Genomic DNA, 20958 nt, shown 5'->3' with positions numbered 1-20958 from the left:
TACCGTCATTTCGTCAGTAAAGACCCATTCGGTCCACCCACTGGCGGTGTCATCCGGCGATAGCCGCCCGCCGAACGGCCAGGACCCGCACGACGGCGGCGCTGACGTCCCGCTCGAACGGCAGATCCGCCGGGGTCAGGGCGGCGACGGCCAGGGCCTTGTCGATGCACTTGGCGGCGAGGCGTTCGGGCAGGTGCAGTCCCCGGGCGAACCGCAGCCAGTCGCCGCGGTCCAGCCCGGTCCGGCTGCCCGCGTTGCCGCCGATCGGCAGCGCCATGCCGGGGTCGCGGGAGGGGTCGCCGTCGGTCAGGTCGGTGACGATGCCCCCGGGCACCCCGGCCGCGAAGCCCGCCTCGATTTCGGCCGCCAGGGTGCATTGAAGGTCGTAGGCCGGGGCCACGAACCATTCGCCGTCGGGGCGGCGCAGCACCGAGATGTTCTTGGCGTGCAGGTTCCCGTTGCCGGTAAGCCAGGCAAACGCGAACTGCAGGAAGGTGTTGCGGGCCGCCAACACCCGGGCCGAACACATGGCCACCACGGCGGAGGCCACGGCCTCGGAGGAAATCTGGAATTTCCGCGACGGCGGCAGGCCCAGCAGCTGGGCGCCGTCCTCCACCGCCAGCACACCGCCGGGGGACCGGTCAAAACGGGAGACGAGCAGCGCGGCCCGGCCGGCGGCGTCGTGCACCAGGCGGGCCTCGGCCACCGGGATGCCCAGCTTGCGCGCCTTGGCCAGCAGCAGGAATTCGGTTTCCACCTGGCGGGCGTGGCTGCCGTCATTGAACTTGAGGATATACGCCCGGGACCTGTCCTTGTCATGGACGTAGGAGGCCGTGACCTTGTCCTGCCGCCCGGGCAGCGCGGAGGCGTCCACCGGGCCCGGAATGGCCGCGAAATCGGCAAAGCGGACGCCGTCCATCCTGGTCGAGACGGCCAGCAGCGCGGGGGCCCGCTCCGGCGCCTCCCCGGCGGGGATCACCTGGACGTCGCCCACCGGGTTTTGGCCGGCCGCCAGCAGGAGCGAGAATTCATCGGCCAGCGTGGTCTTCACGGCCCACCGCAGCTTGGCCAGCCGTTCGCCCTCCGGCAGCAGCCCGGCAAAAAACGCCGGTACCGAGCCGTGGCCCAGCGTGACCGGGACGTCCAGCGGCGGCAGGGTGGACGCGACGGCCGTCCCGCCGGCGCTGAGGTACCGCGGCAGGTAGGAAAACACCACGCCGGCACTGGCATGACGGGTCAGGGTGGCCGCCGCCAGGCCGTTCTTGTACACCACCGCCTGCTGGATCTTCTTGGCGTCCTCCAGGTTGATCATGCCGGCCGCCTCACGCCCGCTGGACGGTCAGGGCCAGTCCGAGCGCGGAGGAGACCGCCGTGACGATGTCCAGCCGGACGGTTTCGCGCCCGTTCTCCAGGTCGCTGAGCACGCGGGTGGAAATGTCCGCCAGATCCGCCGTTTCGCTTTGCGTCAGGTGCAGTTCACGCCGGCGGGCCCGGAGTGCCGCGCCCAGTTGGGCTGCGTCCATGTACATTTCCTTGCTCGTCATTCCTGGCCGGCGACGGGTGTGCCGGCGACGGCTGTGCCGTGGCACCATCCTACGGCCCTGGAGCCCGGATCGGTGCATGATCGTGCCGAAATTGGCGGTTGGTGGGGTCCCCGCCGCGGTCGCGGCCCCGAGCGGGACGAGTCGGCGACACACTCCGCACGGGAAGACGCCGGGAGTGGCTAGTGTGGACGGGTGACGAACTTTGTGGCTCGCAGGCCGTGGACCGGACGCCTTGGCGCGCTACTGGGGATCATGATCATGGCCCTGAGCCTGCGCACGGCCGTCTCCGTGGTGCCGCCGCTGCTGGGTACCCTGCGCGGCGAACTGGGCTTCGACGCCGCCACCATTGGCCTGCTGGCCATGCTCCCGCCGCTCATTTTCGCCATCTTTGGCCTGGCGACGCCGGCCTTGATCCGCCGCTTCGGACTCGAGAAGGTGCTGGTCGCCGCCGTCGCCCTGGCGGTGCTGGGGCAGGTGGTCCGGGCCGCCAGCCACCACGTCTGGCCGTTCCTGGGCTGGTCCGCGGTGGTCATGGCCGGGTACGGCATCGGCAACGTGGTGCTGCCGCCGCTGGTGAAAGAGTATTTCCCGGACCGCGTGGGGCTGGTCACCGCCGGCTATGTCACGCTGCTTGCCGTGGGCACCGCCGTCAGCCCCCAGCTGGCCGTCCCGGTGGCCGGCGTGTCGAATTGGCGTGTCTCCATCGGGCTGTGGGCCTCCGTCAGCTTCCTGGTGTTCCTGCCCTGGGTCGCCCAAGGACTGCGCGACCGCAAGGAACGGCGGATTCTGGCCGGCACCGCGCCGGGCTCCAACGCAGGCGGTGGGGCGCCCGCGCCGGAGGGCGTGCCGCGGCTGCGGCCGTGGCGTTCGCCGGTGGCCTGGGGGCTGGCCATCTTCCTGGCCGGCAACTCCGCCCAGACGTACGTGTACTTCACCTGGCTGCCGCCGTACCTGTCCGGGCAGGGGATCGGGGCCGCCACGGCCGGCACCGCGCTCGCCTACTTCGCCATCCTGGGCCTGCCGGTGAGCCTGCTGGTTCCGCTCTGGGTGCCGCGCATGCGCAATCCGGTCCTGGCCATTGGCGCGTTCGCGGCCTGCTGGGCCGTGGGCCACCTGGGCCTGTACCTGTCCCCGCTGGAGGGCACCTGGGTGTGGGTGACGTTTTCCGGGCTCGGCCAGGGCACGTTTGCCACCGCCCTGCTCATGGTCAACCTGCGCTCGCGGACCACGCATGGATCATCCGTGCTTTCCGGCTTCAGCCAGGGCGTGGGCTACGCCGGGGCCGGCATCGCGCCCCTGTTCTTTGGCACCATCCACGATCTCACCAAGTCCTGGACGGCCTCCTTTGCCATGCTGGGCCTGTGCCTGGCGGTCATGATGACCGGCGCCGTGATGATCAACGCCCGCCGCTTCATCGAAGACTCGGCCGCCGCGCCCGCCGTGCCCGCCGCCGTGCCCGCCACAACTCCGAAGGAATGAGCGCATGCCAAGCCGATTCTTGATCACCACCCCCATCCCCGAATCCGGCATGCGGCTGCCCCGGGAGGCGGGCCACGTTACGGTGCTGCCCGCCGCGCCCGACCCCGCGAAGCTGGCCGGCCTGTGCGCCGGCGGCGATTTTGACGTGGTGGTCACCCAGCTGGGCGACACCCGCCTGGCCCCCGGGCTGGCCGATCTCCCCAACACCGTCCTGCTGCCGCACATCGGCAGCGCCACGGTGCCCGTCCGGGCCAGAATGAGCACGCTCTCCGCGGAGAATGCCATCGCCATGGCCGCCGGCCGCCTGCCGGAATTCTGCGTGAACCCGGAGGCGCTCGCGGCCCGCTAGGCGCTTCGTCGCCCAGGTGGCAAACAGGGGGCGGCGGCGCAAGGGCCCGGGGCGAGTGCCGGCGTCGTGCCGCTCGGGTGGATGATGGAGTCATGACTGAGAATGAACGGGCCGTGCACCGCGCGGCATTGGAGCAGGCGGCCGGGGATCTGAGGGAGCTGTGCGAGGACGTGGCCCCGCCCATGCGCACGCAGGAATATGTGGCCCACTTCTGCGGCCGCAATGCCGGCGATGCGCAGGCCCTGGCGCAAAGGGCTCCGCGGCGGGCCACGTTTTATGCCGCGATTGAGCGCTACCAGAATGCCTTTGAGGCCCTGCGGGGCCAGTTGGCGGCGGCCGGGTATGTGCCGCGCGAGGTGGCCAGCATTGAAAAGGAAAGCACGCGCTTCGCCCAACTGCGCCAGGAGATCGGCGCCGCCGCCGGAGAGTAGCCACGCCGATCACCGGCGTTCGGCTATGCGCCGGACTCCGGTATGGGTTTTGCGGCGGTGGACGAGTGGCGCAACACTCGTGCCCGGTCCGGCGCAGGACGGAAGTCACCTTATGGCATGCGCAAGACTCGCAGCGGCTTCCGCGCATACGGACGCGCCTACCGGAGGCGGCGCTGCCGGTGGGTGGGGAAGTGCTCCCGGACGGCGGCAACGGACTCCACGGAGATCTCCGCCGTCAGGACCTCCGGGACCAGGCCAAGCTCCGCGACGACGTCGCCCATGGGCCCGGCCAGCAGGGAATTTCCCACAGACACCGGCGGAGCCTGGCACACCCCGGCCACGTAGAGGCTGTTTTCGATGGCCCGGGCCGCCAGCAGTGTGCGCCACTGGTGGGTCTTCAACTCTCCCGGCACCCAGGACGAGCAGGCCAGCAGGACCTGGGCGCCGGCGTCGGACAGGGACTGCGCCTGCTCGGGAAAGCGAAGGTCGTAGCAGGTCATCAGGCCGAAGCGGACGGCATCGACCGTGAACGTCACCGGGGCCGTCGACGGCGCCGGCGCCACGAACTCCGACTCCCGGAAGCCCTGCGCGTCGAACAGGTGCACCTTGCGATAGGCGGCCAGCAGGGTGCCGTCCGGGCCATAGGCGGCCAGTGTGTTGAAGGCGCGGGCGGGATTCGGGGACGCCTCCACCACCCCGGCCACCAGGGCGATGCCGTGGCGGCCGGCGATCCGGGCCAGTGCCGTGCCCACCTCCCCGCCCAGCGGCTGGGCCACCAGGGGGAAGGAGGCGTCGATCATCTTTTTCTCATAGGTGGCGTACTCGGGGAACGCGACCAGCCGGGCGCCGTCGGCCGCCGCCCGGGCCGCGAACCCGTCAATGGCGCGCAGGTTGGCGTCCGTGTCCGTCCCGGACGCCAACTGACCCATCGCAATGCGCACGTGGCGGACCTTTCCCTCAGCCGTGACCGGCAGGCTTTGCGCCTAGACTACAGCCTCTTCCAGGGTCGCCATCTCCGGCGGCGCCTTGCGCAGGCCCCGGGTGATGACCAGCAGCACCACGATGCCCAGGCCCAGCCAGGACAGGCCCAGCGTGACGGCGTTGACATCCAGCTGGGAGAGCAGGTAGCCGCAGATCAGCGCGCCCACGGCCGGGATCCACACATAGCTGAGCTGGTTGAGGTGTCGGCCGGCACGGCGTTCGCGGACATAGTGGAAGATCACGGACAGGTTGACCATGGTGAAGGCGGTGAAGGCACCAAAGTTGATGAACGACGTCGACGTGGCCACGTCCAGGAAGGTGGCGATCAGGCCGATGGCCCCGGCAATGACGATGTTCGCAACGGGCGTGTGGTACCTGGCGTTGAGCCGGCCGAAGACGGCCTTGGGCAGGACGGAGTCGCGGCCCATGGCGTACATCAGGCGGGAGGCGCTGGCCTGGGCGGCGAGGCCGGAGGCGAATTGCGCGGCCACCAGCCCGGCCAGGAACACGGCGCCAAAGAAGGTGCCGCCGATTTGCAGGGCGATCTCGCTGGCCGCCGAGGCCGAATCGGCAAACACGCCGCCGGGGTGGACCAGCTGGGTGAAGTAGGCAACCACCACGAAGATGCCGCCGCCGATCAGGGCGATCAGCATGATGGCCCGGGGCATGTTCTTCTTGGGTTCGATCGTTTCCTCGGTCAGCGTGGTGACGGCGTCGAAGCCCAGGAACGAGTAGGCGGCGATCGCGGCGCCGGCGCTGATGGTGCCCAGGCTGGAGCCGGCGTTGAAGAACGGCTCCGTGCTGGCCAGCCCGCCCGCGCCGGCGGTGTGCACAATGTTTCCGATGGACAGGGCCACGAAGAAGATGATCACCAGGATCTGGAAGACCATCAGCACATAGTTGGCCTTGTCCGCCACCTTGATGCCCAGGATGTTCAAGGCGGTGGTGATGGCGATGAACAAGACGATCCACACGGCGATGGGGATGCCGGGGAACTGCGCGCTGAGGAAGGACCCGCCGATGAGCCAGATGACCATGGGCAGGAACAGGTAGTCCAGCAGGATGGCCCAGCCCACCAGGAACCCGACGCGGGAGTCGATCGACTTGCGCACGTACGTGTAGGCGGAGCCGGCCACGGGGTAGGCGACGGCCATGCGCCCGTAACTGTGGGCGGTGAACAGCATGGCCGCCATGGCGACGAGGTAGGCGGCCGGGGAGGCGCCGCCGGTGGCCTCGGCGATGATGCCGAAGATGCCCAGCACGATGATGGGGGTCAGGTAGGCCAGGCCAAAGAGGACCAGGGATCGAAGGTTGAGGGTGCGTATGAGGGTTGGTTGCTGCGACATGCGAAGGCTCCTAGATGCGCGGGGCGGCGGGGGCCCAGGTGGCGGGATCGATGCGCCCCTGGTAGACGGGCAGCTCGATGGCGGGCTCCCCGGGACGGAATTGCGACCACATGCGGTTCAGGCCGGCGGTTCCGTGGGTGCGGACCTGTTCGACGGCGGACAGGTCCAGTTCGGCGGTGAGGACGGCGGGATCCGCCGTGGGCGCCTCGGTGATGATGCGGCCTTCCGGATCCACGATCACGCTGCGGCCCTGGCCCGTGGGGCCGGCGCAGTTCACGCTCACCATGAAGACTTGATTGACTATTGCGTTGGCCCGGGCCAGCACCAGCTCCTGGGCGCGGTCGGGGGTGGTGGTCTTCACGACGTTGATGATGACCTCGGCGCCCATCCAGGCCAGCTGGCGGGTGACCTCCGGGAACCAGGCGTCGTAGCAGATGTTCAGCCCGGCCCGGCCGAACCCGTCCAGGTCCACGGTGACAAACTCGTGGCCGGGATCGTACGGTTCAAACGGCCGCCACGGGAAGATCTTGCGGTAGTGGCCGGCCAGCTCGCCCGCGGGGGAGAGGACCACCTGCGTGTTGAACAGCTGCCCGTCCGCCCCGCGCTCGCAGATGGATCCGGGCACCAGCCAGATGCCCAGGTCGGCGGCAATCGCCTTGAGTCCTTGCACCCGCGGGCCGGTGAGCGGCTCGGCCGCATCCGCCAGCGCCTGTGCCCGCTGCCGGTCCGGGGCGCCGTCGCCAAAGAGGTGCAGCTCCGGGAACACCACCAGTTTGGCGTCGGGCCGGTGGACGACGGCGTTGCGCACCTCCTGCGCGAAGCCCGCCAGGGGTTCGCCGATGAGCCGCGGCGGGGCTTGTGCTGCAATGAGTGGCAAGATGCGGGACATGTGGTGCTCCAGGTTGAGTGGTGTGACGAGCACCATAATAGATCATATTGAGCTAATAATGGAAGTGTTTGCCGGCAATCCCCTAAAGTGATCACTATGACGACGGAATCCGGAGCGGGCGAGGACGCCTCAGCGATCGAAGACGTGGCGCTGACGGGGCTCGATCGCCGCAGCGCCATTGACGCCGTCCGGCTGCGCATCGGCACCGCGATCTTCTTGGGCCTGCTCAAGCCGGGGGAGCGCCTGCCGGACAAGGACGAGGTCGCCCTGGGTCTGTCCGTCAGCTCCATCACGGCCCGGCGCGCCCTGACCAGCCTGGCCGACGAGGGCGTGGTGGTGCGCCGCCGCGGACGCAACGGTGGCACCTTCGTGGCCGATGACCCGCCGCGGGACATCCTGCAGGCGTTGGCCGCCTCCCCGGCGGAATTCAGCCGGGTGCACCGGTTGGTGGACCGCCGGCTGCTGGGCGAATGCGCCGTGACCCATTTTGCGGCGCTGAACATCTCCCCCGGCCAGCTGGACCAGCTGGAGGCCCTGACGGCACGGATGGCCGCGGCGGAAAGCTGGTCCGAATACCACCAGCTGGATGAGGAATTCCACAAGCTGGTGGCGCAGGGTTCCTGCCTGGCCGGGGCGGTGGACGCCTACTTCGAGGTCCTCATGGAGCTGTATGAGTACTTCATTCCCTACCCGATCGGCAGCCTGCACGAGTCAAACCAGGATCACATCCAGCTCGTCGCCGCCCTGCGTGGCCGCCAGGTCCGGGCCGCCGTGGAGGTGTCCCGCCGGCATGTGGACACGCTGCACAAGACCATGTTCATGGGACTGGTGGACGGGGTGGGGGGCTAGTTCGGGCACCGCGGGCCATAAACGCGGCTGGACCGCTTGAGCGCTGTCGCCCAACAGCGTTCAAGCGGTCCGGCCGCGTCCGTGCGGAGTATCAGCGCTTGTGCAGGGGCCAGGACAGCCGGGCCAGCACATAATCCCAACGCAAAAGTTCCTGTTCCAGCCGCAGCAATGGCCGGTGCGTGCCGGCCTGAAGGTCCGCATAGACGGCGGCTTCGGCCGGCGTCAGGCGGGTCAGCACCGCATGGGTGGGTGAGTCCTCCCGCCCCCAAAAGTCGCGGTGCGCCAGCAGCGTTTGTTCATCCATCAGGATGCTGCGCACGTGGGGGTGGTGGGATCGGAGCTGGTCCAGGATGTGGAATCCGTGGGTGTCGATGTCGCCCCAATACAGGACCTCCTTTCCCCGTAGCCACGCAACCTCGCGGAGCCCCTCGAAACCGTAGCCGCCGCCAAAAACCGCCAGCGTTCGCGGTGCCGGAGGCAGCGCCAGGAAGTTGACCAGGTTCTCCGTGGTGATGATTCGGTCCACGTCCACGGAGAGAGACGCGAACGCCGCGGCCGTCACCTCGAGGTCCGTCATGCCGGGAACGGGCGGCTGGGAGGCGTCCAGGAAGCGTAGCCGGACGCGCTCGGGTGCGGGGAGAAAGCCGTGGCGCCGGGCATAGTTCTTTCCCGTCAGCAGCCGCCCGGGTTCCAATTCCCCGACCATTTCATCAATGAGGCGCCGGTGCGTTTCCACAAATTTTGTGTGGACGCCGGGCAGGGAAAGCTGGCGCAGGTAGATCCCGGGGGCCGGGTTCGCGGCCAGCCAGATCGCCACCCTGGCGGCGGTCAACGCGTCCTCGCCGTGCTTGAGCAATGCCAGGGGCCGCCGCAATGCCCACCCGTTGAGCCGGGCATCCAACGCGGCCACCCGCCGGATCAGCTCCACAAATCGCGCGTGATCGCGACCCAAACCCAGGAAGGCAACCTCGTCGGCGGCGGTGGCGAACACCGCCGCGCTCGGCAGCGCGTTGGCGCCGATGGTGTTCGCGCCCACCGTGACGTACTCCAGCGAGCAACCCCGCGGTGCCGGGTGCCAGTCGGCGGCCCAGCCGGCGGCTTGGGCGTAGTCCGTCCGCAGCTGGGTGGCAGTCGGGTGCTTGAGCGGGCGACGGCGGGGATAGAGTCCCGAGGGCATCGTCGCCTCGCGTAGCAGCTCGCCGCTGGTCCAGGCCCGCAGTGAGGCGGCCCGCACATCGACCGGGCTGGTCCACGCCGGCGCCGCCGACTTAGCGGCCACGCCGGTCCCGTTCGGCCCGGTATTCGTGGATGGTCATGTTGCGCAGTTGTGAATCCGCGCCGCTTTCATTGGCCACGAAGCCCACATTCGCCACGAACGGTTCGATGACGTGGATCTTTTGCAGCGGAGTGACGATCAGCAGCTGGAGCTTGAGCCGCTTGAACAGTTCCAAGCCGTACCGGGCGGACTCATCCGAGCCCCGGCCGAACGCCTCGTCAATGACCACGAATCGGAAGCTGCGGCCCGCTCCCGTACCGGCGGCGATCCCGAACTGGAACGCCAACGCGGCGGCCAGAATGGTGTACGCCAGCTTTTCCTTTTGGCCGCCGGACTTGCCGCCCGAATCGGTGAAGTGTTCGTGTTCTTCGCCGGTCTCGGTCCATCGTTCCGAGGCGGAGAACGTGAACCAGTTGCGCACGTCCGTAACTTTGGCCGTCCATCGTTCGTCGAGGTTGGTCAGTCCGGGGCGTCCGCGGAAGCGTTCCACCAGGCTCTCAACCTGGAGGAACTTTTGTTCCGAATACTGTTCCTGGGCACCGATGGTCCCTTCCGAGCAGGCCCGCAGGTCCGTGCCGAACTCGCGCACCTCGGCGTCCGAGGTGGCCTGCGGCTCCAGTTGGATGTGCCGGCCCGGGTTGTATTCAATCCGGGCCAGCGACTCGTTGATCTCGCTGATGCGAGAAACGATGTCCTGTTTGCGGGCGTCGAGGAAGGCGTTGAAGGCCACGATTTCGTGGATGGTGTTTTGGGTCAGCGATTCCTTGAACCGTTCCGCAAACCGGGGGAGGTCGTTGTCCACCAGCTGCTGGAGGATCGAGGCGAACTCGCCGGCGGACTCCAGCGACGCGTCCAGATCCGTGGTCTCCGCCGGATACTTGTTGCGGAATTCGGCCATGAACCGGATGGTTGTCTCCGAGGCGCGGATCACCTGCTTGTTGAGCGCGTCGATGGCCGCCGTCAGCTTGTCACGGACCCTGCTTTCAACCTTGACCGTGTTCTTGTATGTCAGCGCCCCGGACTCAAGGGCCGCCTCGGTGAGCCTGCCCAGCTCGGCCAGCAATCCGGCGTCGTCCGTCAAGGGCGCCTCCGCCAGCGATTCACGACAATCCTGGATTTGTTCGGTGATGCCCCTGATGTCCGTCTTCGTGGCACCGCTGCGCTCGATCAGGCTGGTGAGTTTGCCGTTGGCCTTCTCCAGCCGGGCGGCGGTTTCCGCTTCCCGGGTGGTGAGGTCACGCAGAATGTCGCTGGAGGATTCCAGCTGGGCTTTCTCCTCGGCCAGCTCGGCCATGGTACGTGCCGTGGCCCGCCAGTTGAGGACGGCGAAGCTGGCGACGGCGGCAATCGTGCCGATCAGCCGTTGCGAGCGGCCCAGGCTGCCCAGCTTCGTGTCGAGTCGCCCGAGCTCGCCCCCGGCCGCGCGCACCTTGCCCTCGGCTTGCTCGAGGGCGGCGCGGAGGCGCGCGATCTTGTCGTGGTTGTTCCAGCCGAGGACGAAGCTGGAGCGGTCGGTGAGCGCCTTGCGATCGTCCTTTTCGTGGCGTCCGCCACCGCCCTTAAGCTGGCCGTTGAGGGTCAGCGCCTTCGGGTGGCGGCGGAATTCGGCCATGGTCTGGCAACACTGCTGGTCAAAGCGGCGGCCGAGCTCGCCCAGCAGGAATTCGCGTAGCGGCGTGCCCGGCTTGATGGCGATCTTGCCGGCCAGGGTGTCCGGAGCTGCCGCGCGGGGCGTCGCGGCGTCACCCACCCGGAGGTAGACGAGCCGGGCGCGCAGGTTGTTGGCGTCGACCCAGTCGCTGACGGCCGGATAGTGCTCTCCCGTCACCAACAGGGACAGGGCAAAGCCGTGCAGGGTCCGCTCGGCCGCGCCCTCCCACGCGGATTCGCCGTCACGCACCCGGATCAGCTCCCCCGCGAACGGCAGCTCATTTTCCGCGATGCCCGTGCCCTCGCACAGCCTCCTGCGCAGGGCGATCAGCCACCCGGGGAGCAGGTTTTGCCGGTTCAGCAGGCTCTTCAGCTCTTCCGCATGGTCCCGGGCCAGGTCGGCGGCCTCGGAGCGCTGCCGGTCAAGGGCGGTGCGCCGGCCCTGCAGCGCGACGTTGTCGGCGGCCAGTTCCTTCTCGACGCCGGGCAGGGCGGCGGCGTTTGCGTCGAAGACCACCTGGTCCGCCGGCTCGAACAGGCCAAGGTCGGTGGCCGCCTGCGAATAGGATTCATAGCTCGTGCGCTGGGCGGCCGACTCGTTGGCCAGGCGGGCAAGGTCGGCCTCGATGGCCGCGATCCTCCCGCCGCCGCTGTTGCGGATGTCGTCGCGGAGATCGGCGAGCTCCCGTCCCAGCCGCCCGACGTCCGCGGTGAGCGTGGTTTGCTCCTGGGCCACCCGGGCCGCGGTGCGCTCCAGCTCCTGCAGGTGTGCCTCGCTGAGCTGCAACTTTTGCGTCGTGAACCAGGGCGAGAGCTGTTCGCGCTGCCCGTGGGCACGGTCGTAGTCCCCGGTCAGGGCGGCGTGGCGGGCGGCGTTGTCCCGGATGGGCTCAAGCATCCGGATCTGGTCCTTTGCCCGCAGCACCGCGTCGTGGGCCTTCCTCAGGTCATCGAAGTGCCGCAGCAGGTTCTTGATGCGCGCTTCGACATCGTCCTCCTCCAGCATGTTGGTGCGCACAAAGTGGGTGATGTTTTCCACCTGCTTCATGGAGACGGTGCGGTGGAACAGATCCATGGCCTGGGCCGAGCCGATGCCGAAATGGCGCTTGAACGCGGCCGCGTACTTTTCAAACACATCGAAAACGGCGACGTCGTCGGCCCGCAGCCGCCGCTTCAGCTTGGCCAGGTCGGTGCCGAAGTTGGAGAAGTCGCCCTTGATCGATTGCTCGCCCGCGGCGATCGAATAGAAGCGGGCAGGCTGGCCGGCCTCCTGCGTGGCCCAAAGCGTGATGGCCAGCGTGAGGGACTTGCCCAGGGCGGCATTATGGAAGACGCCCAATACCACGGTGAATGTGCCTGGTCCGCGGAGCGCCACGGGTTTGGACGTGTCTCCAAGGCCGCTGCGCGCGCTCTTGTGGAAGCCGCGCACATAGGACATGAGGCTGCGTTCCTTTTTCTGCGCCCCGGCGGCCTTGTTGTATTCGATCCGGTTGGCGGGCAGTAACAGCGTTGTGATGGCGTCCACGATGGTGGACTTGCCGGAGCCGATGTCGCCGGTGAGCAGGCTGTTTTCGCCGTCGAGCCGGAACGTGCGCACATCCTTGTTGAACGTGCCCCAATTCAGCAGCTCCAGCCGGTGCAACCGAAAGCCCGGGCGGGTTCCGGCGTCGTCCTCGATCAAATCATCCAGGCTGAACAGCCCTGGCTGTGCGCTCATGCCGTCTCCCCTGCTGTCTTGTCCCCGGCAAGGGCGGAACGGTAGTCGGCCAGGCGGGCATCGAACTCCTCCAGCCACTGCGCGTCCACAAAGGCCTTGAGTATCCTGGCCACCTCATAGGTCTGGTCCTGGCCGCGGAGCTTGCGCAGGAATCCGAGCTCGGCCACCTTTTTGATGTTTGTGGCGAGCTGGTCCAGGACGCGGGCTTCATTGCTGGATTCGGGCAGGAAGACGGAGACCATTTCCCGGATCTGCTCGGCGGTCATGATCAGCCGGGTTTCGCTGTTTTGCTGGTCGAATTCGGCCAGCCGGGCGCGGAGCAGGGCCAGCAGCAGGCTGACGTGGAAGGTCAGCTGGCGGCGGGGGATGAGCCGGGGCAGGTCCGCGTCGGCGTCCGGGCTGGAGCGCAGGAATGCGTGGCCCTCGGTGTCGTCCAGGACGAGTTCAAGGCCAAGCACCGCAACGTAGTCACGGGCCTGCGCGGAGAGTTCCATGAGCCGCTGCCAGAGCTTTTCGTCAGCCTCGCGGTAGACGACGCCCTTGAACAGTTTGGTGACGACCAGGGGCAGGCCGTCCGGGGTCTTTGTCTCGAGGGGAGTTTCGCTCATGTTGGCCTCACGAAGATGATTTGGTCGACGGTTGCCTCGCGCAGGCTGCCGTCCGGCAGGGTCCAGGACAGTGTTTGCGAGCGGTCCGAGTTGATGGTGGCCCACGTGGACTCCGTCGCCAGCTGGAAGTAGGTGACGAGCTCGGCCAGGCCTTGGCTCAGCGGGTAGGCGTCGGTGATGTCCGCCAGCGTGGCCTGCGCGGCGTCAGCCAGCACGGCGTCGATGTTGCCCTCGAGCCGCTGCGGGTCCACATGGAATTGGTCAAAGAGCGCCCCGGCGTCGACGTCGAGGTCCTCGGCGACGAAGACGGCGTCGTTGATGGCCATCTGCCGGCTGGGTTCGTAAAGCGGGCGCTCGAAGGGGAGGGCGACGGAGACGTCGTGGTCGGGCAGCTCGGCAAACGGGCCCGACGGGGGCGTGTCCCGGACGGCGACGGCGCTCGACTCGATGTTGCGGATCAGGCGCATGATGCGTTTGTTTTCCACGAAGACCTTGTCGTCGAGCAGTCGCCGGATTTGCGCGGACAGCTGGCGGACGGTGGCCTGGGTCTGCTCGACGGCGGGAAGCCAGTCCTTTTGCATCGAGGTGATCGAGTGCAGGCCGTCCTGTTGGGCAAGTGCTTCGATCCGGGTGGCGCGTTCGAGCAACTCGTGCAATTCGGTGCGCAGCTGCGGGGACATCAGATAGTCCCAGAAACCCTGGAACGTCCGGCCCTGCAGAGAGCCGCTGATGTCCGCCTGGGAGGAGAAGATCGACTCCAGCAGGTCACCCTGGCCGCCCTCCCACATGGCGATTTGCTCGCGGAGGTTGCGGTCCAGCTTGCGGAAATTCGCCTCAACCTCCCGGAAATCGGCGAGGAGGTCCTTGGCCGAGGTGGTGAGCTGGTGGAAGTGGTCCACCGCTTCGGGACCGCTCATGACGGGGATCTCCCCGGAGCGGATCTGTTCCATCTGCGCGTCGATGTCCTCGCGCTGGCGCTGCAGTTCCGCCAGCCGGGCCTCGGGATCCGTTTCGGAGCCGTGGACCAGGGTCTTGAGCAGGTTGTAGATGCTGGATAGGCGCGACTGGGTGGGGACGAAGTCGCGGCCGCGCAGGGACTCGACCCACCGGATTACGTCCTCGGTCGCGGCGGTGAGGTCGTAGACGGGTTCGTCCCGGGTGTCCGTGTAGAACTTCCTCAGCCACGCCTTGTCCGGCTCGGCCCAGTCGTCAAGGTACTCGCCGGCGGAGCGCGGAAACTTGTCCTCGCCGAGGGAGTCCCGCAGGGTGAAGAGGACGTCGTCCAGGACGTCGACCAGGACTTGGCGGCCAAGGTTGCGCTCGTTGGGTTCGGTGAACGCGGTCATGAAGAACGTCAGCGCCAGCGGGGCGTTTTGGGCTCGCAGCAGCGACCATCCTGCGTGGTTCTCACGCAGCGAGTTGATCGAAAAATAGTCCACTGGGGCGCTCCATAGGGCGTAGCTCGGTTCCATGAACATGGTATTCGCAAGCGCCGACAAAAGTTCATTCGCCTAGGCTCGGCCGTGCTCCGCAGAGGCGTCCGCACGGACTCCGTTCACACGGTCCGTTCCTGCGCGTACCGCGGCGCCATCGACTCCATCTGCTCCATGACCAGCTTGATCGCGGCCGGCTGCTTGTCCGGCGGGTAGCCGTTGCGCACCAGCAGCCGCTTGATGGAGGAGCGCAGCTTGGCCTTCACGTCCTCGCGCACCGTCCAGTCGGTCCGCACGTCTCGACGCATCACCGCCACCAGCTGCCGGGCAATCTCCGCCAGGACGCCTTGGCCTTGGACTTCGACGGCGGACTCGTTCTGTGCCACGGCGTCGTAAAAGGCGAGCTCATCGGAGTTCAGCGGGGGCGTGAACTTCTTGCCGCGATTGGCCTCCTGGGCCACTTCCCGAGCCAGCTCCACGAGCTCGGCGATGACCTCGGCGGAGGTCAGTTGCTGGTTGGTGTACTTCTTCATCAGCTCGGTGATCCGCTCGGAAAATGCGCGGGCACGGATCGGATTGTTCGCCGTGGTCCGGGCCGACTCCTCGGAGATGAGCTTTCGCAACGCCTCAATGGCCAGCTGCGGGTTGCGGGCCTTTTGGGTCTTCGCGATGAATTCCGGGGTCAGGTCTCCCAGCGACGGCTTCGGCATCCCCGCCGCCTCGTAAATGTCCAGCACCTCGCCGGTGGCGGTCGCGCGGGCAATCAGCTGGCCCAGCATGCGCTGGATCTCGTCCGGGATCGGTTCCCCGCGGGACTGGCGCTCATCGGCGTCCAGCTTTGCCATGTAGATGCGGATTTCCTCGTAGACGGCGATTTCCGGTCGCAGGTGAACCAGGACATCGGTGCCCGAACACAGGGCCCACGCGCGTGCCAGCCGGGACGATTCACGACGGTACCGCAGCGCCAACGTCTCCTCGCCGGCGTCGTCCGTACCAGAAAGACCAGGCACGACGGCGTTCCCGGGCGTGAGCGGGTCGCGCAGGTAGTTCACGGCACCCCAGCAGGCGTTGACAAACGCCTTGGGCCCGCCCTGCATAAGCACGGCATGCCAGTCGAAGCCCGCCAGCACCTCGCGCAGCCGGTCCACGAGCTCGTGCACCATGGAAACGGCCTCGTCGATGTTCCGGCCCGCGGGCTTCTTGGCGCGGTCCGAATCCGAGTACTCCACCAGTGCGTTCGTCAGGTTCTCCGCGAGCGGGGCATAAGCCACCAGCAGCCCGTCCTCCTTGCCGCGGAAGGTGCGGTTCACCCGGGCCAGGGTCTGCATGAGGAGGGCGCCCTTGAGCGGGCGGTCCAGGTAGAGGGTGTGCAGCGGCGGGGAGTCGTAGCCGGTGAGCATCATGTCCTTGACGATCACCAGCTCCAGCTCATCGTCCACGTCCTTGAGCCGCTCCTTGATGACGGCGTTTTGGGAATCCCGGCGCACATGTTCGGACACCGGCGGCTGGTCGGCGGCCGTCCCCGAGTACACCACCTTGATCCTGCCGCGGTCCAGCTCGTCGGCATGCCAGCCCGGCCGCAGCGCCACAATGGCCGCATACAGCTTCGCGCAGATCTCCCGCGTCCCGCCCACGATCATGGCCTTGCCGGGCGCCTCGATGACGTTGGCCAGCTGCCGGCTGCGGTTTTCCCAGTGCGTCACCAGATCCCGCGCCAGGGCGGCAATGCGCTCGGGCGCCCCGTAGACGGCATTGACGACGGCGACGCTCGCCTCGATGCGCGCCCGTTCGGTCTCGTCCAGGCCCAGTGTGACCTCGTCGGCCGACTCGTCGAGGGTCTCCTCCGAAACGCCCTCGGCCAGGCCCACCTTGATCAGCCGCGGCTCAAAGTACACCGGAACCGTTGCCCCGTCCTCCACCGCCCGGGAGAGGTCGTAAATGTCGATGTAGCCGCCGAATACGTCGCGGGTGTTGCGGTCCGCGAAGGAGATGGGCGTGCCGGTGAACGCGATGAGCGTGGCGTGGGGCAGGGCGTCGCGCAAGTGCCGCGCGTAGCCGTTGAGGCCGTCGTAGTGGCTGCGGTGCGCCTCGTCCACCACCACGATGATGTTGCGCCGGTCGGTGAGTAGCGGATGGTCAAAGCCGGCGTCCTTCTCTCCCTGGCTGCGGCCAAACTTCTGCAGCGTGGTGAAGTAGATCCCGCCGGTGATCCGATTGGTCAGCTCCTCGCGCAGCTGGGACCGCTTGCGTATCTGCCGCGGCGCCTCGGGCAGCAGCTGGCTCCGGGCGAAGCTCTCATACAGCTGCCCGTCGAGTTCGTTGCGGTCGGTGATGACCACCACGGTCGGGTTGCGCAGCTCGGGCCGGCGCATCACCTGGTTCGTGTAGAGCTCCATTTCCATGGACTTGCCCGAGCCCTGCGTGTGCCAGACGACACCGGCCTTGCCGTTGAGCCGCACGGCCTCGATGGTGCTGCCCACGGCCTTGGTCACGGCAAAGTACTGGTGCGGCTTGGCGATGCGCTTGGCGAGGCCGTCCGCACCCGCGTCGAAGGCCGTGAAGGAGGTCAGCAGCTGCAGGAACCGCTCCTGGTTGTACAGCCCGTCGAGCGCCGTGTCCAGGGCCGTGAGCGCATCGCCGTCGAGCATGGCGGCCGGCGGGACGGGCGCACCGTCGTCGTCGACGTTCCACGGCGAGAAATGGTTCAGCGGCGTGAACGCGGTGCCGTACTTGGCGATGATGCCGTCGGAGACCAGGTTGAAAACGCTGAAGCGGAACGCCATGGGGAACTCGCGCAGGTAGGTTTGCAACTGGGCGTGCGCGGCGGCCACGTCCGCCGACGCGCTGCCGGCCTTCTTCAGCTCGATCGCGCTGACCGGCATGCCGTTGAGATAGAGCACGACGTCGAAGCGCCGGGTGTGCTCCCGGCTCACCAGTGTCACCTGGTTGACGGCGAGCCAGTCGTTGTCGTCGGCGACGGTGCTGATGAGCCGGATGGTGGGATTCCGCTCGGAGCCGTCCGCGTCGATGTAGCTGAGCCGGTAGCCGTCCACCAGGTATTTGTGAATGCGAAAGTTCTCGGTGAGGGCGTCGTTGGATTTGGGGGAGGAGATCTCCGCGACGGCCTGGCGAAGATACTGCTCGGGCACGGTGGGGTTGAACTTGCGCAGGGCGTTGAGCAGACGACGCCGGATCAACAGTTCCGCCCATGACTCGCGTTCGTCGGTGCCCGGGGCGATGTCCTCCCCGTGCCGTGGTCGCCAGCCCAGCTCGCCGAGCTGCTCGAGGGCCTGGCCCTCCCAGTCGGCTTCGGAAAAGCCGGTGGCTGCCAGGGTCATGATGTTCTCCTCCGCGGGCGGGACTGTGATTGTTCCCGACGCTACCAGCAGCCTTGTTCTCCAGGGCGATGCGGACCGTTATGGGCGGTTATCAGCGCCCGTGTTTTTGTTCTGGACACAGCTTCCGGCGCCCACTAGCGTTGCAATCGCGGACCTGTTCCGTGGCTTTGACGTTGCATGCGCTGAGGCGAACGCCCCAAAAAGCCGCCGTTGCCGAGCCGCCGCAAGGCGTGCCCGGTCCGGCCCAGTAGTGAGGTGGATCCATGCCGGAGGTCAAGATGGTCCTCGACTCCCTGGACCGGGCGCTGGAATGGCAGCGCGAACTATATAAGGAGCTGCACCGGCATCCCGAGCTGAGCTTGCAGGAGTTTGCCACGGCGCAGGCCATCGAGGACAGGCTCACCCCCTGGGGGTACGCCGTCCAGCGCATCGGGGGCACCGGCGTCGTCGGTGTCCTGGAGAACGGGCCCGGCGCGTGCGTGCTGGCCCGCGCCGACATCGACGCCCTGCCGGTCACCGAGGCCACCGGCCTGGACTACGCGTCCACGGCCACGGGCGTTGACGCCGACGGCAGCACGGTGGGCGTCATGCACGCCTGCGGCCACGACATGCACATCACCGCCCTCCTGGGCGCCGCCAAGCTGCTTGCCGATCAGCGCGGCGCCTGGTCCGGGACGTACATCGCCTTGTTTCAGCCGGCCGAGGAGACCGCCGCCGGTGCCCGCGCCATGCTCGACGACGGACTGGTCGCCAAGGTGCCCCGGCCGGATGTGGCGCTGGCCCAGCACGTCATGGCCACCGAGGCCGGCACCATCGGCACCACGGCCGGGCCGATCCTCTCGGCCGGCGACTCGGTCCGGATCACCGTCCACGGCCGCGGCGCGCACGGGTCCATGCCGCACAACTCCGTGGACCCCGTGGTGCTCGCCGCCTCGATCGTGCTCCGGCTGCAGACGATCGTCTCGCGCGAGACCACGCCGGGGGAGTTCGCCGTGGTCACGGTGGGCGCCTCCAACGCCGGCACCAAGTCCAACATCATCCCGGACCGGGCGGTCCTGCTGCTGAACGTGCGCACCTACGACATGGAACTGCGAGGCCGGGTCATCGCCTCGATTGAGCGGATTGTGCGCGGCGAATGCGCCGCTGCCGGTTCGCCCAGGGAACCCGAATTTGAGTACTACGACCAGTACCCGCTGACCGCCAACGACGCCGACGTGAACGCGCGGGTCACCGACGCCTTCACCGCCCACTTCGGGGCCGGCGCGGTCTACCAGGCCAGCCCGGTGACGGCGTCCGAGGACTTCAGCCGCCTGCCGGACGCGTTCGGGGTGCCCTACGCGTACTGGACCGTCGGATCCGTCCCGTCGGAGGTATACCGCAAGGCCGTGGCGAGCGGCACGGTGGCGCAGGACATCCCGGCGAACCACTCGCCGTTCTTCGCCCCGGCCATCGACCCGACGCTGGGGATGGCCACGCAGGCGCACGTCGTGGCCGCATTCGCCTACCTTGCCCAGGGAGAGTGAGCGCCGTGAGCACAGCATCCGCCGCCCCCGTCGTCCGGACCGACTGGAAGCCCACCGACAGGTGGCTGTTGGGCATTGTCCTGGCCGTCATCAACTTCTGGCTGTTCGCCCAGACCCTGCTCAACGTCATCCCGGGGATCCAGGGCGGGCTGGGCATCGAGCGGACCGTGGGCAACCTGGCCGTGTCCGTGACCTCGCTGTTCTCCGGGATCTTCATCGTGGTGGCCGGCGGCCTGGCCGACCGCATCGGCCGAGTGAAGATCATGAACGCCGGCATTGTGCTGAGCATTGTCGGCTCCCTGCTGATCGCCCTCACGCCGGAGAACGCCGGGGCGCTGACCTCCGCCATGCTGCTGGGCGGGCGCATTGTCCAGGGCCTGTCCGCCGCGTGCATCATGCCCTCCACGATGGCGCTGATCAAGACCTACTACCAGGGGAAGGACCGGCAGCGGGCGCTGTCCTTCTGGTCCATCGGCTCCTGGGGCGGGTCCGGCTTTTGCTCGCTCTTCGGCGGGCTGATGGCGTCGTCGTTCCTGGGCTGGCGCTCCATCTTCTGGATCTCCATTGTGCTGTCCGTCGTGGCCCTGGTCCTGGTCCGCGGCACCCCCGAATCCCAGGCCGCGGTGGAGCCCGGCGCGCCGGCCCGCCACTTCGACTGGAGCGGGCTGGTCTGCTTCATCGTCATGCTCGTGGCCATCAACGTCTACATCTCCCAGGGTCCCCAGATTGGCTGGCTCAGCTGGACGGGGATCGTGCTGCTGGCCTTCTTTGCGGTGTTCGGCCTGGCCTTCTTGCAGATCGAGACCAGCAAACGCACGGCGTTCGTGGACCTGAAACTGTTCCGGAACGGCACCTTCACCGGCGCCACGTTGTCCAACTTCCTGCTCAACGGCGCGGCCGGCACGCTGATCGTCTCCCTGGGCCTGGTCCAGGTGGCGGCCGGCATGACCTCGCTGCAGTCGGGGCTGTTGACGCTCGGATACCTGATCGCCATCCTGGCCACCATCCGCGTCGGGGAAAAGCTGCTGCAGCGGTACGGGCCCAAGAAGCCCATGCTGTGGGGCAGCATCATTACCGGCGCAGGCATCCTCATGTGCTCCATGACGTTCCTGCTGATCGGCCAGTACATCGTGCTGTCCGTCATCGGGTTCACCCTGTTCGGAATCGGGCTGGGTTTCTACGCCACCCCGTCCACGGACGCGGCGCTTTCCAACGTTCCCGACAACCAGGTCGGCGCGGCCTCCGGCATCTACAAGATGGCCTCCTCGCTGGGCAACGCCATTGGTGTGGCCATCTCCGCGGCCCTCTATGTGGCGGCGCAGTCCGTGGACCCGCAGCTGATCCAGTCCTGGGGGCTTTTCATGGGCCGCCAGGACAATGTGGCGCTGCGCTTTGGCGGCGCCGTGGGCCTGCTGTTCAACGTGTTCATGGTGCTGGTGGCCATCGCCTCCATCATCCTCACCGTCCCGTCCCAGCGGCCTCAGGCCGAGGAGGATGCGCGGCCGGACGTGGTGGCCCCGCCGGCGTTCGGCAACYGAGCCTGAC

General features: G+C 67.8%; 16 protein-coding genes. 6 read left to right on the top strand and 10 right to left on the bottom strand.

Annotated elements, in window-relative coordinates:
* Positions 1-49: 49 nt before the first annotated feature.
* Together AB4Y80_RS10680 and AB4Y80_RS10675 are read right to left on the bottom strand one after the other, a co-directional pair.
* A complete protein-coding gene (locus AB4Y80_RS10680; RefSeq protein WP_442214100.1) occupies positions 50-1312 on the bottom strand; it encodes a type II toxin-antitoxin system HipA family toxin in 1263 nt (420 codons plus the stop codon).
* A 10-nt stretch (positions 1313-1322) separates the two neighbouring features.
* On the bottom strand, positions 1323-1523 hold the full coding sequence (locus AB4Y80_RS10675) for a helix-turn-helix domain-containing protein (protein WP_442214099.1): 201 nt from the start codon (positions 1521-1523) through the stop codon (positions 1323-1325).
* Positions 1524-1736: 213 nt separating this feature from the next.
* Here AB4Y80_RS10675 and AB4Y80_RS10670 point away from each other — a divergent pair, with 213 nt between their 5' ends.
* From AB4Y80_RS10670 to AB4Y80_RS10660, 3 genes are all read left to right on the top strand, one after another.
* The gene (locus AB4Y80_RS10670) at positions 1737-3023 is read left to right on the top strand and encodes an MFS transporter (protein ID WP_442214098.1); all 1287 of its coding nucleotides are present in this window, start codon (positions 1737-1739) and stop codon (positions 3021-3023) included.
* A 4-nt stretch (positions 3024-3027) separates the two neighbouring features.
* Positions 3028-3372, top strand: a complete 345-nt coding sequence (locus AB4Y80_RS10665) for a hypothetical protein (RefSeq protein ID WP_442214097.1) — start codon at positions 3028-3030, stop codon at positions 3370-3372.
* A gap of 92 nt (positions 3373-3464) precedes the next feature.
* Entirely contained in the window at positions 3465-3803 is a 339-nt protein-coding gene (locus AB4Y80_RS10660) for a hypothetical protein (protein ID WP_442214096.1), read from the top strand.
* Between the two features lie 158 nt (positions 3804-3961).
* Here the strand turns inward: AB4Y80_RS10660 and AB4Y80_RS10655 are convergent, their stop codons facing one another.
* Genes AB4Y80_RS10655 through AB4Y80_RS10645 form a run of 3 tightly spaced genes read right to left on the bottom strand, consistent with a single transcriptional unit; the run spans position 3962 to position 7055 of the window.
* The gene (locus AB4Y80_RS10655) at positions 3962-4744 is read right to left on the bottom strand and encodes a carbon-nitrogen hydrolase family protein (protein ID WP_442214095.1); all 783 of its coding nucleotides are present in this window, start codon (positions 4742-4744) and stop codon (positions 3962-3964) included.
* Positions 4745-4786: 42 nt separating this feature from the next.
* Positions 4787-6130 carry an APC family permease gene (locus tag AB4Y80_RS10650; protein ID WP_442214094.1) on the bottom strand — a complete coding sequence of 448 codons (1344 nt, stop codon included), beginning with the start codon at positions 6128-6130 and terminating at the stop codon, positions 4787-4789.
* A 10-nt stretch (positions 6131-6140) separates the two neighbouring features.
* Positions 6141-7055 (bottom strand): carbon-nitrogen hydrolase family protein, encoded by a 915-nt coding sequence (locus AB4Y80_RS10645; protein WP_442214092.1) that lies wholly within the window; start codon positions 7053-7055, stop codon positions 6141-6143.
* A gap of 60 nt (positions 7056-7115) precedes the next feature.
* Here AB4Y80_RS10645 and AB4Y80_RS10640 point away from each other — a divergent pair, with 60 nt between their 5' ends.
* A complete protein-coding gene (locus AB4Y80_RS10640; RefSeq protein WP_442214091.1) occupies positions 7116-7868 on the top strand; it encodes a FadR/GntR family transcriptional regulator in 753 nt (250 codons plus the stop codon).
* 91 nt (positions 7869-7959) lie between these two features.
* On the opposite strand, the gene AB4Y80_RS10635 is transcribed toward AB4Y80_RS10640, so the two are convergent.
* The 5 genes from AB4Y80_RS10635 to AB4Y80_RS10615 all read right to left on the bottom strand — a co-directional run bounded on the left by AB4Y80_RS10635 (position 7960) and on the right by AB4Y80_RS10615 (position 17890).
* Positions 7960-9147 carry a Wadjet anti-phage system protein JetD domain-containing protein gene (locus AB4Y80_RS10635; protein ID WP_442214089.1) on the bottom strand — a complete coding sequence of 396 codons (1188 nt, stop codon included), beginning with the start codon at positions 9145-9147 and terminating at the stop codon, positions 7960-7962.
* Positions 9137-12511, bottom strand: a complete 3375-nt coding sequence (locus tag AB4Y80_RS10630; RefSeq protein WP_442214088.1) for an ATP-binding protein — start codon at positions 12509-12511, stop codon at positions 9137-9139. Before AB4Y80_RS10630 ends, AB4Y80_RS10635 begins: the two co-directional genes overlap by 11 nt.
* Positions 12508-13119 (bottom strand): DUF4194 domain-containing protein, encoded by a 612-nt coding sequence (locus tag AB4Y80_RS10625; protein WP_442214087.1) that lies wholly within the window; start codon positions 13117-13119, stop codon positions 12508-12510. Before AB4Y80_RS10625 ends, AB4Y80_RS10630 begins: the two co-directional genes overlap by 4 nt.
* A complete protein-coding gene (locus AB4Y80_RS10620) occupies positions 13116-14558 on the bottom strand; it encodes a DUF3375 domain-containing protein (protein WP_442214086.1) in 1443 nt (480 codons plus the stop codon). Before AB4Y80_RS10620 ends, AB4Y80_RS10625 begins: the two co-directional genes overlap by 4 nt.
* Positions 14559-14674: 116 nt before the next feature.
* Positions 14675-17890, bottom strand: a complete 3216-nt coding sequence (locus AB4Y80_RS10615; protein ID WP_442214085.1) for a type I restriction endonuclease subunit R — start codon at positions 17888-17890, stop codon at positions 14675-14677.
* Between the two features lie 263 nt (positions 17891-18153).
* On the opposite strand from AB4Y80_RS10615, the gene AB4Y80_RS10610 reads away from it, so the two are divergent.
* Both AB4Y80_RS10610 and AB4Y80_RS10605 read left to right on the top strand, forming a co-directional pair.
* Positions 18154-19413 carry an amidohydrolase gene (locus tag AB4Y80_RS10610; protein ID WP_442214084.1) on the top strand — a complete coding sequence of 420 codons (1260 nt, stop codon included), beginning with the start codon at positions 18154-18156 and terminating at the stop codon, positions 19411-19413.
* A 5-nt stretch (positions 19414-19418) separates the two neighbouring features.
* Positions 19419-20957, top strand: coding sequence for an MFS transporter (locus tag AB4Y80_RS10605; protein WP_442214083.1), 1539 nt, complete (start codon positions 19419-19421; stop codon positions 20955-20957).
* The last annotated feature ends 1 nt before the right edge of the window (position 20958 follow it).

Origin of the sequence: Specibacter sp. RAF43, assembly GCF_052114065.1 — a bacterium.
Classification (GTDB): Bacteria; Actinomycetota; Actinomycetes; order Actinomycetales; family Micrococcaceae; genus Specibacter.
Note: the sequence above shows the minus strand (reverse complement) of the source record. Positions and strands in the feature narration are given on the sequence as shown.

Coding starts and splice junctions, on each gene's coding strand:
- AB4Y80_RS10645 (WP_442214092.1), bottom strand. CDS start 7,055: ATGGTGCTCGTCACACCACTCAACCTGGAGCACCACATGTCCCGCATC.
- AB4Y80_RS10625 (WP_442214087.1), bottom strand. CDS start 13,119: ATGAGCGAAACTCCCCTCGAGACAAAGACCCCGGACGGCCTGCCCCTG.
- AB4Y80_RS10630 (WP_442214088.1), bottom strand. CDS start 12,511: ATGAGCGCACAGCCAGGGCTGTTCAGCCTGGATGATTTGATCGAGGAC.
- AB4Y80_RS10675 (WP_442214099.1), bottom strand. CDS start 1,523: ATGGACGCAGCCCAACTGGGCGCGGCACTCCGGGCCCGCCGGCGTGAA.
- AB4Y80_RS10650 (WP_442214094.1), bottom strand. CDS start 6,130: ATGTCGCAGCAACCAACCCTCATACGCACCCTCAACCTTCGATCCCTG.
- AB4Y80_RS10660 (WP_442214096.1), top strand. CDS start 3,465: ATGACTGAGAATGAACGGGCCGTGCACCGCGCGGCATTGGAGCAGGCG.
- AB4Y80_RS10665 (WP_442214097.1), top strand. CDS start 3,028: ATGCCAAGCCGATTCTTGATCACCACCCCCATCCCCGAATCCGGCATG.
- AB4Y80_RS10680 (WP_442214100.1), bottom strand. CDS start 1,312: ATGATCAACCTGGAGGACGCCAAGAAGATCCAGCAGGCGGTGGTGTAC.
- AB4Y80_RS10640 (WP_442214091.1), top strand. CDS start 7,116: ATGACGACGGAATCCGGAGCGGGCGAGGACGCCTCAGCGATCGAAGAC.
- AB4Y80_RS10610 (WP_442214084.1), top strand. CDS start 18,154: ATGCCGGAGGTCAAGATGGTCCTCGACTCCCTGGACCGGGCGCTGGAA.
- AB4Y80_RS10615 (WP_442214085.1), bottom strand. CDS start 17,890: ATGACCCTGGCAGCCACCGGCTTTTCCGAAGCCGACTGGGAGGGCCAG.